The following is a 17,112-nucleotide window of genomic DNA, read 5'->3' as shown; positions in this document are numbered from 1 at the left end:
CGGACCGTCCCGGACCGTGTGAGCAGCCGTCCCCTGGTGTGCCGGCGTCAGCGTTCGACGTCGCCGACGGCGACCGCGCGACGCAGCACGATGGACGTGGAAGAGAGTCGTTCCGTACCGAGTCGTCCAGCGGGCAGGAGTTCCTGCCCGTAGGTCGACCACCGGCCCGTCGGGTCGGGGATGGGCGTCTGTGCGGGCGACGGCGGCGTCACGGCCTCGGCCGTCGCCGACCGCCAGGTCGCCTCGGGCCGGGCCAGTGGCCGTCCGAGCACGCTGACGCCGGGCCCGCCGCCCCGGACGGACGAGCCAGACGCGGGCTCGGGACCGGGCGGAATGTCGGTCACCACCGGGTTGGGCTCGGTGATGGCATCCTCGATGCGGGTCGGCCGGACCGGCGTTCGAGGCAGGCGGCCATTCGCCTCGCCCGCAGCCCGCTCGACCGGAGCCGCCCGCTCGGTCGGCGTCGGCCGCTCGACGGCGGTGCCGTCGACCGTCCTGCCGCTCGCGGAGGTGCGCGTCGATCCACCCGGGTCCCGGCGGTGCCGCCCGCCCGTGCTGCCGGAGGAGTCCTCGACGAGCGCGCTGACCAGTTCCCGGATGACGGCGCCCGACCTCGCCGCCGGCACCGACAGGGTGTCGTGCACCGAGTCCGGTGTCGGAGTCGGTTGCTGACCGGCCACCCGGTGGTCGCTACGCGCCTCCGCGCCGATGACCACGACACCGGCCAGGGGAAGCCCGAGGCGCTGCACGAGCCGGGCGGCCCGCGTACCGTCGTCGAGGTTCGTCCGGCCGGCCCGGATGACCAGCAGCACCCCGTCCGTGTGCTGGGCGAAGGCGGAGATCTCCCGTCCCGCCAGGATCGGCGGCGCGTGTACGAGCACGCAGTCCTCGTCCTCGCCCAACGCGTTGAGAAGTCCGCCCAGGTCGTGCAGGGCCTGCGTGTCGGCGCCCTCGCGGGGTTCGGCCGGCAGGACGGTCAGGGTGGGGAAGTCGACCAGGCGCACCGGAGAGCGCTTCTGCGTGAGGACCTGTTGCCAGGTGTGCGGCGCCTCCGGGAAGTGGCCGGACAACACCGGGTCCCGTACCGCCCCGTCCACCAGGGTGGCCCGGCAGTGCTCGTCGGCCAGACCGAGACCCAGCAGCGCGGTCACCAGCGCCTTGCCGTCGTCGTCGTGGGCGCTGGTGACCAGCAGCCTCCGGCGCGGCAGCGGAGCGGTGAGCACACTGAGCGTCGAGATCGTGGCACGTACGGCGTCGACGACGTCGGTGCGCGCGTAGAGCGCGCTCGCGTGGTGGCGGGAGAAGCGGCGCGGCAGCTTCGGCAGCACGCCGAGGACCGGCAGGCCCAGGCGCGCCTCGACCTGCCCGACGTCACGGAGTCGGCTGTCGAACCGGTCGCGCAGGAGCGTCGCGCCCCAGCCGGCCAGCAGTCCGGCCAGGGCACCGAGCACCCCGTTCAACAGTGGCTTCGGAAAGGCGGGAGTGGTCGGCGCGCTCGCGGTGTCGAGCACCCGGGCGCTGATGCTGGTCGAGCCGCCCATCTCCAGTTTGCTCAGGCGTTCGCTGGCGGCGCGGGACGCCGCGTTCGCGATAGCGGCGGCCTGGGCTCCGGAACCGGCGCTCGCGTGCACGGTGATGATCTGCAGACCGAGTTCGTACTCACCGCTGACGTGCCCGAGCACCGCGTGCTCGGGCAGTCGCAGCGTGCGTGCCGTCTCGATCGCCACCTCCCGGGAACCGACGAGCCGAGCGATGGTGGGTGTGAGGTTCTGCGCGAGGGCCAGATCCGCGGGTCGGCTCTCGTCGGTCTGTTCAGCGCTGACCAGTACGGACGCCTCGGCCTCGTAGCGGGCCGGGAGGAGTTCGGTGACCCCCTGGGCGGCGGCCAGGCCCGCGCACAGGCCGATCAGCGGTACGCCCACGCGGCGCCAGGAGGCACCGAGCAGGCCCTTGACATCTATCGACGCGCTCATCAGGCGATCGCCTCTCTTGTTGGGTGCCCGGCCTCGGCGGGCGGTGTGCGAAAGGGGCGAGTGGGGAACCGCAGCCCGCGCCAGGTGGCGCAGAGGGTGTCGGCGATGCGTTCCCAGTCGAACTCGGCGTCGGCCCGGCGCAGCCCCTGGTTGGCCAGCCGGCCGGCGAGTGGGGGATCGTCGCGCAGTCGCGCGAGGCAGGCCGCCAAGGCGGGTACGTCACCGGCGGGAAAGACCAGGCCGGCGTCGCCCACCACGTAGGGGATCTCGCCGACGTCGCTGCCCACGACCGGTACGCCACAGGCCATGGCTTCGACTAGCACCCGGCCGAACTGCTCGCGCAGCGGGATGCCGATCCACGGCAGGGTGTTGCGCTGCACCACCTCGACCGACGGCATCGCCAACGCGTCCATCCGGTTCAGCAGAGCGGGCAGTTCGGAGTGCCCGGCCCAGCCGTGCCGGTGCACCCGGCCGGGCCGTCGCGCGGCTGCCCGTTCGATCTCGCCGCCCAGGCTGCCGTCCCCGACCAGCGACACGTCGCAGTCGATCAGCTCGGCGGCGCGCAGCAGGTCCGTGACGCCCTTGTGCGGCTCGAACCGGCCGACGAATCCGACCGTGAACGGGCGCATCGCCGGATCGGTGGGCAGCGGACGGAACGTCCGGGTGTCCACACCGAGCGGCACGATCGTGGCCGGACCCCGGTAACCCTTGACGCGCAGCACGTTGAGCGCCGCGGGCGTGATCGGGAAGGCGTGGTCCACCGACAGGTAGGACTGCCGCTCGATCCGGGGAAACGGCACCGGGAACCGGGTCACCACGTTCTGCGCGGCGTAGAGGGTGGTGGGCACCCCGGCCCAGCAGCGTTGGCGCAGCCGCAGGGCCTGCCAGGTGGTGAGATAGGCCGCCTCGCCGATGACGTGCAGGATGTCGGGACGGCTGGTGGTCACGCCGTGGTTGCCGGGGAGCCGGAACAGCACCGAGGCCATGTGCCCGGTCAGTGATTCGCCGAGCAGGTGCGGCACGACGTGGTACCGCAGTCGACGGTGTCGCCCGGTGAGCCGGGCCAGCTCGCGTCGTGTCACCGGGGAGACGTCCGCGGCGAGCACGGTCAGGGTGACGTCGGGCTGTCCACACAGCACGTCGAACAGGTCCGTCCAGTGCTCGGTCCGCTTGCCGACGACCGTGATCAGGACGTGCATCACGCTCCTCCTTCCGTCTCTGTTCGGGTGACCGCGATCCGACCGATGCGGGTCCAGGCCCGCAGCCGTGCCGTTCCGGCTCGCGGTTGCAGGGGCATCCGCACGCCGGCCAGACCGATACCGATCAGCGCGCGCAGCAGCACGGCACCGCGTACGGCGCGCAGGGTGCCGGCGCGGTGTCGGGCGAAGTACCGCAGCATGCTGCGGTACAGGTGGGGCCAGATCCATGCCGGGTCGGAGCTGCTCGCGCCGCCGGTGTGCAGGGCGGTCACCGACGGCACGTACAGCACCTCGGCGCCGCGCCGGGCGGCCTGGAGGCACAGCTCCTCGTCCTCGTAGTACAGGAAGTAGCCCTCGTCGAGGCCGCCGACCGATTCGAACAGGTCGGTGCGCACCGCCAGGCACGCCCCGGAGACCCAGTCCACCGCCACCGGCTGCGATCCCCGTGCGCAGGCGTCGTAGGCGGCCCGGCGCCGCCGGCAGCTGAGCAGCCGGCGCAGTGCGATCGGCGTCAGCGACCCACCGAAACGGCTGGCCAGCACCGTGCCGAGGGACTCGAACCGGTGCGCGCTGATCGCGATCCGGCCGTGCGCGTCGACGAGTCGCGGTCCCGCGATGCCCACCGACGGCCGGCTCCGGATGACCCGGACCAGTTCCGCGGCCATGCCGGGGCCGATCACGCAGTCCGGGTTGACCAGGAGTACGACGTCGGTGTCGATCCCCGCCGCGGCCCGATTCACCGCGCTGGCGAAGCCGGTGTTGACTGTGCTGGCGAGGACCGTCACCTCCGGGAAGCGGCGTCGGACGAGCGCGACCGTGCCGTCGGTGGAGGCGTTGTCCACCAGCCGCACCGGCAGTCCTTCCCGCCGTAGCGCGGTCAGGGCGGCGACGATCTGCCGCTCCGAGTTGTGGGTCACCACCACGGCGGTGGCGTCGGCGTTACTCATGCCGGAACTCCCGTGGAGTGCACCGGACGACGCAGGAGCGGCACCCCTGCCAATCGTCGGAGCGGCCTACCTTCCTGTTCTGCGGTGAGCAGGGTCAGCGCCGGCAACAGGCCCAGTTCCCAGTGCCCGTCGGTCGGCGCCGCGAAGACGGCGGCGGCCAGGAAGCCGCAGGACAGCGCCGCGAACGGCAGGGTGATCCCGTCCCGTCCGCGCAGGCCGACGCGGATGCTGCGCAGGATCGGCCAGAGGACGAACAGGAGGCCGACCAGCCCGAGGTTCGCCAGCACCGTGACGTAGAAGGCGTGGTAGACCGGCCCGACGTCGGTGAAGGTGAAGCCGGACAGGTAGACGTCGGGTGTGCTCTGTCCGAGGCCGGCGCCGACCAGCGGCTGGTCGGCGAAGACGCCCAGACCCACCGACGACTCCACGGCCCGGTAGCCGGCGGACTGCTGAAGACCCTTGGCGATCTCGCCGGCCCGGTCCCGTACCCCCGGTTGCAGGGCGAGGACCGCCGCCACCGCGACCGCGGCTGCGGCGGTCGCGGCCAGTCCGGTGCGGACGGCCCGCCCGCCGCGGACCAGCATGATCAGCAGGGTCAGCGCGGCGGCGAGCCAAATTCCCCGGTACGACGCCAGCACGACGTCGACGGCGAAGAACCCGGCGAGCAGGAGGACCCCGTTGCGACGCCACCCCCGCAGTCGACCGGCGGCCCAGATCAGCGGCGGGACCGCCATGAGGGTGATGAGTCCGCCGTGCCGCCCCGGCGTGGTGACCGAGAGGGCGGTGAAGGCGCCCGCCAGCACCACGTACAGGATCCCGGCCGCCAGGATTCGACGGGCGGTGGTCAGGGTGTGGGTCGCGACGAAGAAGTACACCGGGATCGTGGCCATCTGGTACGCGGCGACCAGTACCTCCTCGGGGACGTTGCCGACGGCCAGGCCGTAGATCGCGGCCACGACGGTCAACCCGACGAGGCTCAGCATGCCGACGTCGGCGGGGGTACGCCGGGTCGGACCCTCCACCCGCAGCCAGTGCCGTACGGCCAGCGCGGCGCCGCCGGCGGCCAGCAGCAGCACCTTCACCGCGATGAATCCCCGGACGTCACCGCCGCTGAGCACGACGCCGAGCACTGCGCCGCCGATGATGCCGACCGGCAGCACCGCCCAGGGCCAGAGCAGGAAGACGCCAACGGCGAGCACGCCGGCTGCGGCGGCCAGGCCGACCGGCCCGGGCAGCAGGGTGACCACGGTGACCAGGGCGCCCAGCCCGGCGCCGCCGAGGAGCACGGTCGGTGCGACGATCGGCACTCTCATCGGGGCAGTCCCGCCAGCAGTGAGCGCAGCCGTACGCCCCGGACCGACCAGCTGTTGCGGGCGGCGACCGCCCGGCGTCGGGCCACCTGTTCGGGCGTGCCGGCGTGGTCCAGCGCGGCGTCGATGGCGGCGGCGAAGCCGGCCGCGTCGTCGGCGAGCGCGATGACGTCGGCGAGCGCTCGCAACGCCGGCAGCGGCGTCGCGACGACAGGCTTGCCGAGGGCGAGGTACTCGTAGCACTTCTTCGGGTGCACGTAGTCGACGAGGCTGCCGAACCGGTACGGGATGACGGTGACGTCGCAGGCCCGCAGGATGTTCGGCACCTCGGCGAAGTCGACGGCGTCCACCATCTGCACGTTGGACAGGTGCAGCAGCGGTGCCCGGCCGGCGCGGGTGGACGGTCCGATCAGCACGAAGGTCCACTCGGGATGCGCCCGGGCGACCTCGGCGACCAGGTCGCCGTCGAAGGCGCGGGTGTCGACCGCCCCGCTGTAGCCGATCAGTGGCCGGCGCAGGCCCGTCAACCAGGGCGCGACGGGGCCGTCCGGCGAGAAGTGCTCCGGATCGCAGCCGTTGGCCAGGACCACCGGGGCGGGGTCGACGGCGGGCATCCGTTCCGGCAGCGCGCTGGACGAGGCGAGCACCAGGTCGGCCGCGCCGACGGCCGAGTCCAGCGCCCGGCGCAGGTGTCGACGGTTCCAGCGTCTCGTGAACGTCCAGTCCAGGTCGGTGGCGTCGTACACCACGGCGGACGCGTCCAGGCGGCCGGCGACCGGCGCCGCCAGATCCTCGTCCAGCCACAGCAGTCGTACCGAATCGGCGCGCCGACGGAACCAGCGACGGAGCCGCAGCGCGGCGAACCAACGGTTGACCCGGTTGACCGGTGGAACGTGCCGGCCGAACGGCAGCAGCGCCGGCCCGGCGCACTGCCACAGGCCGTCGGCCACCTGGCGGACGCGCAGCCGCCAGCGGGGGAGGTGACCGGCGGGATCGACGAAGAGCACCCGGTGGTCGACGGTCAACTCGCGCGCCAGCGCGTGCTGACGGTGGGCGCCGTTGGCCCAGCGGGTGCCGCTGAAGACGACCACCCAGTCCCGGTCGCCGGTGACCGTGGTGTCGACGGTCGGCGCCGGTCGGCGGAGCGTGCGCTCAGCCACGGCTCGACCGATGCATCGGGCGGGGTCCTCCGGAGGGCAGCACCTCGTCCTCGCCCAACCGTCCGAGCACCGGGCGGGCGCGCTCGTCGTCCAGGCGCAGCAGGCGCGCGCCGGCGTGGCGGTCCAGCCAGCTCCGTACCGCGTTCGCCGCGATCCGGCGGTTGACCCAGTTGATCAGTGGCAGTGCGTCACCCCAGGGCAGTGCGGTGGGGACGACCGCGTGCCAGGCGGCCGAGCCGATCGGGGTCACCTCGCAACGCCAGCGGGGACGCCGTGCCGGCGGGTCGACGATGAGCAGCCGTTGCCCGGGCGTCAACTGGCGCAGCACCGTCGAATGTCCGTCGACGGACCACCGGGTGCGGCTGAACAGCACCAGCCAGTCGCGGGTGTCGCCGTCGGGCAGCGGGCCGACATCGCCGCGCAGCGCGGCGAGCAGGTCGGCCATTCCCAGCTGCACGGGTCGACCGAACAGCCGCTTGACCAGGTGGTCGACGAGCAGCACGACCCGGAAGATCGCCATCCGGTGCCGGGGTTGGGTCGTCCGCAGGTAGCCGACCATGCTGCCCAGGAGGTGCCGGAAGCGGATGGTTGGTCCGAGCAACCGGCAGGACGCTCCCCGACTGTGGGTCACCACCGCGTCGGGGATCATCCACAGTTGGTGGCCGGCCTGCTGGAGTTGACGGGCGAGGATGGCGTCGTTCCAGTAGACGGGGAACGTCTCGTCGAAGATGGTCTGCCGTCCGAGCACCGCGCGGCGCAGCAGCATGCAGCTACCGGAGGCGAGTTGCCGGGGGCGGCTGAAGTCCTCGCCGCGCATCTCGAACCGGTGCAGCGCCTGCCGGAACCCGGGCAGGCGGCGCAGCGCGGTGACGAGCGCGATGGAGGCCGCGAAACTGGGCTGCTGGACGTAGTGCTGCTGGAACGTGCTGTCCGGGTTGAGGTACAGCGGGCTGACCCCGGCAACGCCCGGCCGCTCGCGCAGATGGTCGATCATCCGGGACAGGGCCTTCGGGTGGAACCGGACGTCGCTGTTGAGCAGCAGGACCAACTGCCCGGTCGACCGGCGGTACGCCTGGTTCACGGCGGCGGCGAAGCCGGTGTTGCGACTGTTGCGGATCAGGCGGACCCGGGGCTGCTCGGCGAGCATCTCGGCGGAGCCGTCCGAGGAGGCGTTGTCGACGGCCACCACCTCGTAGTCCAGGTCGGCCGGGGCGGTCGCGGCCAGAGACTCCAGGCACTGCCGGGTCTGCTCGCGCGTGTTCCAACTGATCAGCAGGACCGAGAGCAGCGGGGCGCCCATCACGACACGCTCCGGTCGTCCCGGCGGGCGAAGATCCGCAGCAGGTCGCCCTGGCGCGGGTGCGTCACCCGGGGCGAACCGCTGGCGGCGACGTCGGCGACGAGGAGGTTCCGCGCGTTGCGCCACCGGGCCGCCGGTCGCCAGTAGAACCGCGAGAAGACCGTGTCGTGGGCGATGACCCGGAAGCCGCTCTCCACCAACAGCCGGCTGAGCGTGTCCGGGGTGAAGTGCCACCGGTGATACGCCGGAGCGATGGCGGGCCAGTGGGCGCCGAGTCGGTGGGCGGCGGCGGAGGCGATGTTGGGTACTTCGAGGGCGAGCCAGCCGCCGGGGGTGAGGGCGGTGTGGGCGGCGTGCAGGAAGGCGCGGGGGTCTTGGACGTGTTCGAGGACGTGGAAGGCGCAGATGGTGTCGGCGGTGAGGGTGGGTGCGATGGTTTCGAAGTAGCCCTGGTGTACGGGCATGTGGAGGTGGTCGCGGGCGTAGGTGGCGGCGGCGTGGCTGACTTCGATGCCGGTGGCGTTGATGCCGGTTCGTTGGGCGGCTTCGAGGAAGTAGCCGCCGGCGCAGCCGGCTTCGAGCAGGGTGGTGGGGCGGGCGGTGGTGAGCAGCCACCGCAGCCGGCGGGCCGCCTCGAACCGGCGCTGGCCGGCCGAGGAGAAGTACTCCTGGTACCCGTCGGTGGTGTAGTAGGCCTCGTCGTACAGCTCCTCCGGGGCCGGCGCGTCACCGGCCGTCCACACGAAGCCGCAGTCGGCGCAGCTCCAGAGCAGGTCGCCGAGCGTCGGCGAGTGTCCGCCGGCGCGGCCGCAGAGCCGGCAGCGGACCAGCTCGATCCCATCCAGTTTCATCGGGTACTCCGTCGGTGTCGTGGCGTCCGGGCGATCAGCCGGAGCAGGTCGCCGAGGCGCGGATGGGTCAGCCGCGGTGAGCGGAGCCCGATCAGGTCGGCGGGTAGCAGGTGGCGCGCGTGCCGCAGCCGGTACCGCAGCGGCATGTAGTAGCGGAAGACGGTGGTGTCCTGTCGGACCACCTCGAAGCCGGCGTCGGTGACGAGCCGGACCAGCGTGGCGGGGGTGAAGTGCCAGCGGTGGTAGCGCGGCTGCAGACCTGGCCAGTCGGTGCCGAGTCGGTGGGCGGCGGCGGAGGCGATGTTGGGTACTTCGAGGGCGAGCCAGCCGCCGGGGGTGAGGGCGGTGTGGGCGGCGTGCAGGAAGGCGCGGGGGTCTTGGACGTGTTCGAGGACGTGGAAGGCGCAGATGGTGTCGGCGGTGAGGGTGGGTGCGATGGTTTCGAAGTAGCCCTGGTGTACGGGCATGTGGAGGTGGTCGCGGGCGTAGGTGGCGGCGGCGTGGCTGACTTCGATGCCGGTGGCGTTGATGCCGGTTCGTTGGGCGGCTTCGAGGAAGTAGCCGCCGGCGCAGCCGGCTTCGAGCAGGGTGGTGGGGCGGGCGGTGGTGAGCAGCCACCGCAGCCGGCGGCCCGCCTCGAACCGGCGCGGCCCGGCCCGGAAGTAGTCGTCGTAGCCGCCGTCGGCGAAGTAGTCCTCGTCGTAGCGGCCGTCCGCCTCGGCCTGCTCCTGCGCGGTCCAGGCGAACCCGCAGGCCCCGCAGCGGCGCAGCAGCCCACCGAGTTCGGGCCGGTGGTCCTGCCGCGGTCCACACACGAGGCACCGGGCGGTACTGCGGTCCACGCTCATCGCGGACCGCCCGCCGGCGGCGCGAGGATGGCCGCGGGAGCGCGCAGCAGCCGGTGCAGCCGCATCCGGTCGCTCGCGCTGACGTGTCCGCCGATGACCAGCAACACGGCGGCGACGAGCAGGGTCAGACCCGCCCGGCTGCTGACGGCGAGGGCGGCGTCGAGTCGGCCCGGGCCGTCCGGCAGGTACCGGCTTGCCGCGCCGGCGACCAGTCCGGCCGCGACCGCCACGGCGACCGGCGGCCAGATCGCCCGGGCCAGCGGCGTCAGCCGTCGGGCCGTCGCCGAGTGGAAGTCGACCAGGAAGTACGCGGTGCTGAGCAGCACGGCCACGGCGGTCGACAGTGGTACGCCAAGCGGTCCGCAGAGCCAGATCAGCGGCACCGTGAGGGCCAGGTTGAGGACGACGGAGAGAAGCACGTACCGGGTCTCCAGGCCGGGTCGGCCCTCGGCCCGGGCCACCACGGTGGTCGCTCCGCTGATCAGGTTGAGGGCGTAGGCGGGGGTGAGCACGAGGATGTTCACCGTGGCCCAGGCGACCGGGTGTCCCAGCCAGAGCCGGACCAGCGGATCGGCGCTGACCATCAGGGCCGCGGCGGCCGGCGCGAGGAACAGGGCGAGGTACCGGGTGGCCGTCAGGTGGAACCGGTCCAGCCAGTCGGCGCCGCGGCTGACCGAGCGGGCGACCGCCGCGGGGAACAGCACGACCAGGGCTAGCCCCGGCGGCAGGCGCAGCAGGTTGAGCAGGCGGCTGCCCAGGTCGAAGTCGCCGGCGACGGCGGGACCGAAGACGCCGCCGAGGACGAGGCGGTCGAGTTCCACGTTGACCATGCCGGCGCCGGCGGACACCTGCACCCGCATGCCGTACCCGCCGACGCGGCGCACGTCGCGCAGGCGCAGCCGTCCCCAACGCGGTGACAGCTCCGGACGCTGCCGGTGGCTGGCCCCGGCGAGCAGGAGGCTACGGATCGCGCCGGTGGCGGCGGCGGAGGCGGCCAGCGCCGCCAGGCCACCACCGAGGCGTACGACCAGGATGGTCAGCGCGGTGCCGAGCACGGCGGTGCCGGCGCTGATCGCCGCGAGCGACCCGTACCGCTGGCCGCCTTCGAGGACGGCACGCCAGGGCAGCTCGACGGCGCCGGCCACCAGACCGAGAACCAGCCAGAGCGTCGCGTGCCACGCCTCGTCGGCGAGGTCGCCCAGCCGCAGCAGCCCGGTGACCCACGGCCAGCAGACGCCGAGTGCGCCCACGGTGAGCAGACCGAGCAGGACTGCCCAACCGAGCGTGAGCCCCTGCAGTCGGCGTACCAGGTCACGGTCCGTCGCGTTCACGGCCTTGGCCACCTCGCGTACCAGCGCGGAGCCGAGTCCGAGATCGATCAGCGCGGCCATCGTCAGCAGGCCGGTCAGCACGACCCAGACGCCGAACTCCCGGGGGCCGAGGCTCTGGTAGACGACCGGCACCGAGACCAGTCCGGACACCGCCATGACCACCCGCGCGCCCAGCATGCTGGCCGTGTTGCGGGTGACCTGGGTGTCGACCGCGTCGGTGGCGCTACCCACGGGGGAACCCCCGGAACAGCTCGACGACGGTCAGCAGCAGCAGGGCCAGGTCGACCCGCATCGACCGGCAGTTGAGGTAGAGCAGGTCGCAGCGGAGCTTGTCCTCCACGGTCGCCGCATAGCCGCCGGTGAGTTGCGCGATGCCGGTCAGGCCGGGGCGGATCAGGTGCCGCAGGTCGTAGTGGGGCAGACCGTCGAAGCCGGCGATGAACTCGGGACGCTCGGGGCGCGGGCCGACGAGGCTCATCTCGCCGCGTACGACGTTCCAGAGCTGGGGGAGTTCGTCGAGCCGGGAGCGTCGTAGCCAGCGGCCGACGCGGGTGATCCGGGCGTCGTCGGGTTGGGCGAGGACGGGACCGGTGGCCTGTTCCGCGCCGACCCGCATGGTCCGGAACTTGACCAGCCGGAACAGCCGGCCTCCCGCGCCGACGCGGTCCTGAAGGTAGAACGGCGGGCCGGTGAACGAGACCACGGCGGCGATCAGCGCGATCAGCGGGACGACCACGACGGCGCTGAGCAGGGTCACGGCGAGGTCGAAGGCCCGCTTGAGTCGTTCGTGCCGGGGTCGGCCCGCGCCGGAGGCGAGGCGGATCCAGGGCAGCCCGCCGAAGCGGGCCATCGCCGGCGCGCGCAGCAGCCCGTAGACCGGTCGTGCCAGCACCAGGATCTCGACCCCGGCGCTCAGGCAACTGGTCATCAGGCGCTCGTCGATGCTCTCCAGGGAGTGCTTGAGCAGCAGGAGTCGCGGGCGGACACGGGTGAGGACCGCGGCGACGTCCTCGGCGCGCGGCATCGGCAGCCGGGCGGCGACGTCGAACTCCTCGTCGAGCCGGTCCGGCACGGGGGCGGTGTCGTCCGGCTCGATGACCACCACGCGTACCCGCCGGTTGCTCTCCTGGGGCCTCGGGGTCCGCTCGCGCCGCTCGGCGCGGTGGACGGACGCCTGGTGGGCCCGCGCCGGGAACTTCGGCGTCGTACCGACACCGACCGGGACGTCGGCGCGGTCGAGCGACGCCGGAGAGTGGCCCGCACCGATGGGGCCCCGGGTCTTCCTCAACGCGTCGACCTCCTCGGTCAGGGACTCGCAGGGCATGCCGGCCAGCACCCCGGGAGCAAGTGTCAAGGACAAAAAGCCCAAGAGGGTCAAAACGGCAAAAAAAGGATTCTGGGGACGAGAGTGCCGATATGGCGGCAATCTGGGTGGGGAAAGCGTCCCTTTCCGGCGTTCCAGGCCAGCGCCGGTGGCCCGAGCCTGGGTCGCCGGCGTCGGCCCACGGCCCTGTCGTACCGAGGAGTTCCAGATGGTCCTGCCCGACATCGCCGTCAGTCCCGAACCGGCGGCAATCCCGGTGCCCCGGCGCGTACTGGTGATCGGCGGCGCCGGCTTCATCGGCAGCCACGTGGTCGCCCGGATGATGCTGATGGGTAGCGAGGTCCGCGTCCTCGACAACTTCTCCACCGGGAGGCTGGAGAACCTCGCCGACGCCGCGTACGGCGGGCTGACCGAGGCCGACGTGGTGACCGGCGACATCCGCACCCCGGAAGGGCTGGAGATCGTGCACCAGTGGCAGCCCGAGGTGGTGGTGCACCTGGCCGCGCAACCCAGCGTTCCGGCGGCCCGCCGCTCACCCCTGTACGACGCCGACGTGAACGTGTTCGGCACCGTCAACGTGCTCGACGCCTGCGTCCGCAGCGGCGTACGGCTGGTGATCAACGCGGCCAGCAGCGCCATCTTCGGCCGGGTACCCGCCAACGAGCTGCCGATCCGGGAGGACCACGCGATCGCGCCGGTCAGCCCGTACGGCATCAGCAAGGCCGCCGGTGTGCACTACCTCGACTGGTACGGGCGGCAGCACGGCCTGGCGTACACCTCGATGGTCTTCGGCAATGTCTACGGCCCGCGGCAGGAGGGCGGCGACTGCGGCGTGGTGTCCCTCATGGCGGATGCCCTCGTCCGGGGTCGGCAGGTGGTGATCTACGACGACGGCGCGCAGACCCGGGACTTCATCCACGTCAGTGACGTGGCCGAGGCGGTGGCGGTCGCCTCCCACCAACCGGGGGCGGGGATGGTCAACATCGCCTCGGGCCGGCAGACGAGCATCAACGAGGTGTACGCCGCCGTCCGGGACGCGTGCGGGGTCGACGCCGTGGCCCGCTACGAGCCGCTGCCCTGGCCGGGGGAGGTACGCACCATGGCGCTCGACATCCGCAAGGCCCGCGAGCTGCTCGGGTGGTACCCGAAGGTCGGTCTCACCGAGGGTGTGCGGATGACGGTGCGCGACGCCCGTCGCCGCCACGGCGGCCAGATCCTCAGCCAGGCGCGCGACCTCGACCCGGTGGCGGCGACCCAGTAAAGGCGGGCTACCGCCCCGACGTCTCGAGGCGCGGTGAGCGGGCGCGGGCGGTCTCGGCGAGAGCGGCGAACGCGGGGGTCCGCAACGCCTCCTCGAGCTGCTCCCGCCAGGGCGCCTGCGGGCTCACTCCGGCCACCCGCCACCGTCCGTGCCCCAGCACGCCGTAGGCGGGACGCCGGGCGGGGCGGGGGAACATCGTGTGCGGCACCGGCCGTACCCGCTCCGGGCCCAGTCCGGCCAGGTCGAACAGCGCCCGGGTCAGGTCGTACCAGGTCGAGTGGCCCGCGCTGGTGCCGTGGTAGATCCCCGGCGGGGCCACTCCGGCGTGGGCCGCCTGGCCCAGCTCCACCAACTGCCGGGCCAGCGCCCGGCTCCAGGTCGGCTGGCCGGTGTGGTCCGCCACCGCCCGTACCACGGGTGACGCAGCGGCCTGGGCGAGCATGGTGGCGACGAAGTTACGCCCATGCTCGCCGTACAGCCAGGCGGTCCGGACGATGTAGCCCTGCTCGGGCAGCAGCCGCAGCAGGGCGTGTTCGCCGGCGAGCTTGCTCCGGCCGTACGCGTTCACCGGACCGGTGCGGTCGTGCTCGCGGTAGGGGCGGCGGGCGGTCCCGCCGAAGACGTAGTCGGTCGAGATGTGCAGCAGGCAGCCGCCGGAGTCGGCGCAGGCCCGGGCCAGGTGCGCCACGGCCGTGCCGTTGACGGCTGTCGCGTCGTCCTCGGCCTCTTCTGCGGCGTCCACATTGGTCCAGCCGGCCGTGTTGACCACGATGTCGTGGCCCGGCACGAGGCGCATGACCGCCGCCGGGTCGGTGACGTCGAGCGTGGCGTGGTCGGCGACGGTCACGGACGCGCCGGGATGGCGTCCGAGCGCGTCGACCAGGTCGCGACCCAGCATGCCGTGCGCCCCGGTCACCAACCAACGAGCTGCTGTCTCCATCAAAAAAGGATAAAACGTACAAAACACCCAAGTAGAGCTTTGAGTGCATGAAACACGACAGGTGCGCGCCACCTCCGGAGACCTGACGATTTTTTCCATCGATCAGTCGCACTCTTGCTGAATCGTATTCGGAACTGCCACGATGGCCGTCAATGCCTTCCGTCCCGAAGGAGTGGTCCCCATGGCGGTAACCCGCCGCAGGTTCGTCACGTCCGTGTTGGCCGGCTCCGCCCTCGCCGCCGCCTCCACCACGAAGCTCCTCGCCAGCCCCGCCCAGGCCGCCAGCCCAGTAGGTGATGTCGTCGGCAAGGTGACCGTCGGCTACCAGGGCTGGTTCAGCGCACCCGGCGACTCCGCGCCCATCGGGGGGTGGTGGCACTGGAGCCGCGACCGGTTCCAGCCGCCCTCGCCCAGCAACACCACGATTGTGTCCTGGCCGGACATGCGCGAGTACACGCGCAGCTACCCCACCGCGTACCCGAACCTCGGCAACGGCTCGCCGGCCACCCTCTTCTCCTCCTACGACCAGCAGACCGTGGACACCCACTTCCGCTGGATGCAGGAGTACGGCTGCGACACCGCCGCCCTGCAACGCTTCAACCCGACCGGCGACGAGGGGCCGACCCGCGACGCCATGACGCTCAAGGTCCGCGCCGCGGCCGAGCGCTACAACCGCAAGTTCTACATCATGTACGACGTCACCGACTGGCTCACCATGCAGGCGGACATCAAGACCGACTGGCTGAACAAGATGTCCACGCACACCGCGTCCAGCGCGTACGCCCGCCAGAACGGCAAGCCGGTCGTCTGCATCTGGGGCTTCGGCTTCAGCGAGCCGAGCCGGCCCTTCACCCCCGGGCCCTGCCTCGAGGTCATCAACTGGTTCAAGGCGCAGGGCTGCTACGTCATCGGCGGCGTGCCAACGTGGTGGCGGCAGGGGATCAACGACTCCCGCTCCGGCTTCCTCGACGTCTACCACGCCTTCCACGCCATCTCGCCGTGGATGGTCTACCGGACCGACACCCTCGAAGGGCTCGACTCGTACTACAACAACGTCAACATCGGCGACATGGCCGACTGCGCGGCGCGCGGCATCGACTACCTGCCCTGCGTGATGCCCGGCGACCTGGCCGGCGGGCACCGCCGCCACGGCGACTTCTACTGGCGGCACATCTACAACATGGTCCGACTCGGATCCCAGGGCCTCTACGTGTCCATGTTCGACGAGTACAACGAGGGCAACCAGATCGCCAAGACCTCCGAGACCCAGGCCACCACACCCGCCGGCGCGAACATCCGCGCCCTGGACGAGGACGGCGTGGCCTGCTCGGCCGACTACTACCTGCGGATCACCGCCGACGGCGGCCGGATGCTCAAGGGACAGCTCGCCCTCACTGCGACCCGCCCCACCCCGCCCATGGTCGGCACCCCGCCCCCGACCAGCGGCGACCTCGCGGCCGGCCGGTCCGCCTCGGCCAGCAGCCAGAACGGCCCGTTCGTAGCCTCGAACGCGGTGGACGCCGACGCCGGCAGCTACTGGGAGAGCGGCGGCGGCGCGTTCCCGCACTGGTGGCAGGTCGACCTCGGCGCCAGCCAGCAGGTCAGCCGACTCGTGGTGCGGCTCCCCGCCGGCTGGGAGGCGCGCACCCAGACCATCACCGTGCAGGGCAGCGTCGACGGCAGCTCCTTCTCGACCATCGCCGGGGCCTCGGCGTTCGCCTTCGACCCGGCGACCGGCAACACCGTCAGCCGCACGCTGACGACCACCACGGCCCGCCACATCCGGCTGAGCATCGCCGGTAACACCGGCTGGCCGGCGGGCCAGCTCGCCAAGGTCGAGGTGTACGGATCCAGCGGCACCACGGACAACCCGCCGACCGCCCCGAGTGGCCTCGCGGTGACCGCCAAGACGTCGAGCAGCGTGTCCCTGGCCTGGACGGCGTCGACCGACGACAAGGGCGTCACCGGCTACCAGGTACGCCAGGGCGGCACGGTCGTCGCCACCGTCACGGGCACCACCGCGACCGTGAGTGGGCTCAACGCGTCCACCTCGTACACCTTCACGGTCGTCGCCCGCGACGCGGGCGGCAACACCTCGGGCGCGTCGAACGCCGTCACCGTGACCACCGACGCCGCCGCCAACTCCGACCTCGCCCGCGGCCGGTCCACCTCGGAGAGCAGCCACGTGCAGAGCTACGGCTCGGGCAACGTGGTCGACGGCGACGCCAACAGCTACTGGGAGAGCGCCAACAACGCCTTCCCCCAGTGGGTGCAGGTCGATCTGGGCGCGACTCGCACGGTCGGACGGGTGGTGTTGAAGCTGCCGCCGTCATCGGCGTGGGGTGCGCGGACGCAAACGGTCGCCGTGACCGGCAGCACGGACGGTTCTAGCTTCGGGACGTTGGTTGGTTCGGCGGGGCGGACCTTTGACCCCTCGACGGGCAACTCGGTGTCGTTGACGTTTGGTGCGGCGCAGGCTCGTTACGTGCGGGTCACGGTTACCGGTAACACCGGGTGGCCGGCCGGGCAGCTGGCGGCGCTTGAGGTGTACGCGAGCTGACCGGACGTGGGGCGGCCGCCGGACGCCGACCGGCGGCCGCTCCTGCTGCCGCGCCCTTAAGAAGCGGGGCGCTGCCCCGCACCCCGACCCTCCCTCAGAGACCGCAAC

Annotated in this window: 13 protein-coding genes; 2 read left to right on the top strand and 11 right to left on the bottom strand. The window is 72.3% G+C overall.

What is annotated here, in order from left to right; genetic code table 11:
- Positions 1-47 precede the first annotated feature (47 nt).
- The 10 genes from AC3EN4_RS09705 to AC3EN4_RS09660 are packed head-to-tail and all read right to left on the bottom strand — an operon-like array spanning position 48 to position 12,273.
- On the bottom strand, positions 48-1,973 hold the full coding sequence (locus tag AC3EN4_RS09705) for a hypothetical protein (RefSeq protein ID WP_435205582.1): 1,926 nt from the start codon (positions 1,971-1,973) through the stop codon (positions 48-50).
- A complete protein-coding gene (locus AC3EN4_RS09700; RefSeq protein WP_435205581.1) occupies positions 1,973-3,172 on the bottom strand; it encodes a glycosyltransferase family 4 protein in 1,200 nt (399 codons plus the stop codon). The genes AC3EN4_RS09705 and AC3EN4_RS09700 overlap by 1 nt, the downstream gene beginning before the upstream one ends.
- Positions 3,172-4,119 carry a glycosyltransferase family 2 protein gene (locus tag AC3EN4_RS09695; RefSeq protein WP_435205580.1) on the bottom strand — a complete coding sequence of 316 codons (948 nt, stop codon included), beginning with the start codon at positions 4,117-4,119 and terminating at the stop codon, positions 3,172-3,174. The genes AC3EN4_RS09700 and AC3EN4_RS09695 overlap by 1 nt, the downstream gene beginning before the upstream one ends.
- Positions 4,116-5,432: a hypothetical protein gene (locus AC3EN4_RS09690; protein ID WP_435205579.1), complete on the bottom strand. Its 1,317-nt coding sequence runs from the start codon at positions 5,430-5,432 to the stop codon at positions 4,116-4,118. The genes AC3EN4_RS09695 and AC3EN4_RS09690 overlap by 4 nt, the downstream gene beginning before the upstream one ends.
- Entirely contained in the window at positions 5,429-6,589 is a 1,161-nt protein-coding gene (locus AC3EN4_RS09685; protein ID WP_435205578.1) for a glycosyltransferase, read from the bottom strand. Before AC3EN4_RS09685 ends, AC3EN4_RS09690 begins: the two co-directional genes overlap by 4 nt.
- Positions 6,582-7,889, bottom strand: a complete 1,308-nt coding sequence (locus tag AC3EN4_RS09680; RefSeq protein WP_435205577.1) for a glycosyltransferase family 2 protein — start codon at positions 7,887-7,889, stop codon at positions 6,582-6,584. Before AC3EN4_RS09680 ends, AC3EN4_RS09685 begins: the two co-directional genes overlap by 8 nt.
- Positions 7,889-8,740: a class I SAM-dependent methyltransferase gene (locus tag AC3EN4_RS09675; protein ID WP_435205576.1), complete on the bottom strand. Its 852-nt coding sequence runs from the start codon at positions 8,738-8,740 to the stop codon at positions 7,889-7,891. The genes AC3EN4_RS09680 and AC3EN4_RS09675 overlap by 1 nt, the downstream gene beginning before the upstream one ends.
- Entirely contained in the window at positions 8,737-9,555 is an 819-nt protein-coding gene (locus AC3EN4_RS09670) for a class I SAM-dependent methyltransferase (protein ID WP_435205575.1), read from the bottom strand. Before AC3EN4_RS09670 ends, AC3EN4_RS09675 begins: the two co-directional genes overlap by 4 nt.
- A 29-nt stretch (positions 9,556-9,584) precedes the next feature.
- On the bottom strand, positions 9,585-11,150 hold the full coding sequence (locus AC3EN4_RS09665; protein WP_435205574.1) for a lipopolysaccharide biosynthesis protein: 1,566 nt from the start codon (positions 11,148-11,150) through the stop codon (positions 9,585-9,587).
- A complete protein-coding gene (locus AC3EN4_RS09660; RefSeq protein ID WP_435205573.1) occupies positions 11,143-12,273 on the bottom strand; it encodes a sugar transferase in 1,131 nt (376 codons plus the stop codon). Before AC3EN4_RS09660 ends, AC3EN4_RS09665 begins: the two co-directional genes overlap by 8 nt.
- A gap of 178 nt (positions 12,274-12,451) precedes the next feature.
- On the opposite strand from AC3EN4_RS09660, the gene AC3EN4_RS09655 reads away from it, so the two are divergent.
- On the top strand, positions 12,452-13,504 hold the full coding sequence (locus tag AC3EN4_RS09655) for an NAD-dependent epimerase/dehydratase family protein (RefSeq protein WP_435205572.1): 1,053 nt from the start codon (positions 12,452-12,454) through the stop codon (positions 13,502-13,504).
- Between the two features lie 7 nt (positions 13,505-13,511).
- On the opposite strand, the gene rfbD is transcribed toward AC3EN4_RS09655, so the two are convergent.
- The gene (rfbD, locus tag AC3EN4_RS09650) at positions 13,512-14,444 is read right to left on the bottom strand and encodes a dTDP-4-dehydrorhamnose reductase (RefSeq protein WP_435205571.1); all 933 of its coding nucleotides are present in this window, start codon (positions 14,442-14,444) and stop codon (positions 13,512-13,514) included.
- A 181-nt stretch (positions 14,445-14,625) separates the two neighbouring features.
- Between rfbD and AC3EN4_RS09645 the strand changes: the two genes are divergently transcribed.
- Positions 14,626-17,004 carry a glycoside hydrolase family 99 protein gene (locus tag AC3EN4_RS09645; RefSeq protein ID WP_435205570.1) on the top strand — a complete coding sequence of 793 codons (2,379 nt, stop codon included), beginning with the start codon at positions 14,626-14,628 and terminating at the stop codon, positions 17,002-17,004.
- Positions 17,005-17,112 lie beyond the last annotated feature (108 nt).

The sequence above is a fragment of the Micromonospora sp. bgisy143 genome (genome assembly GCF_057708145.1).
The sequence above is the reverse complement of the archived record's forward strand: the minus strand, read 5'-3'. Positions and strand labels throughout refer to the sequence as shown.

Excerpts from the sequence above, each read along its gene's own strand:
- AC3EN4_RS09680 (WP_435205577.1), bottom strand. The coding sequence starts at position 7,889 with ATGGGCGCCCCGCTGCTCTCGGTCCTGCTGATCAGTTGGAACACGCGC.
- AC3EN4_RS09705 (WP_435205582.1), bottom strand. The coding sequence starts at position 1,973 with ATGAGCGCGTCGATAGATGTCAAGGGCCTGCTCGGTGCCTCCTGGCGC.
- AC3EN4_RS09645 (WP_435205570.1), top strand. The coding sequence starts at position 14,626 with ATGGCGGTAACCCGCCGCAGGTTCGTCACGTCCGTGTTGGCCGGCTCC.
- rfbD (WP_435205571.1), bottom strand. The coding sequence starts at position 14,444 with ATGGAGACAGCAGCTCGTTGGTTGGTGACCGGGGCGCACGGCATGCTG.
- AC3EN4_RS09655 (WP_435205572.1), top strand. The coding sequence starts at position 12,452 with ATGGTCCTGCCCGACATCGCCGTCAGTCCCGAACCGGCGGCAATCCCG.
- AC3EN4_RS09695 (WP_435205580.1), bottom strand. The coding sequence starts at position 4,119 with ATGAGTAACGCCGACGCCACCGCCGTGGTGGTGACCCACAACTCGGAG.
- AC3EN4_RS09675 (WP_435205576.1), bottom strand. The coding sequence starts at position 8,740 with ATGAAACTGGATGGGATCGAGCTGGTCCGCTGCCGGCTCTGCGGCCGC.
- AC3EN4_RS09690 (WP_435205579.1), bottom strand. The coding sequence starts at position 5,432 with ATGAGAGTGCCGATCGTCGCACCGACCGTGCTCCTCGGCGGCGCCGGG.
- AC3EN4_RS09700 (WP_435205581.1), bottom strand. The coding sequence starts at position 3,172 with ATGCACGTCCTGATCACGGTCGTCGGCAAGCGGACCGAGCACTGGACG.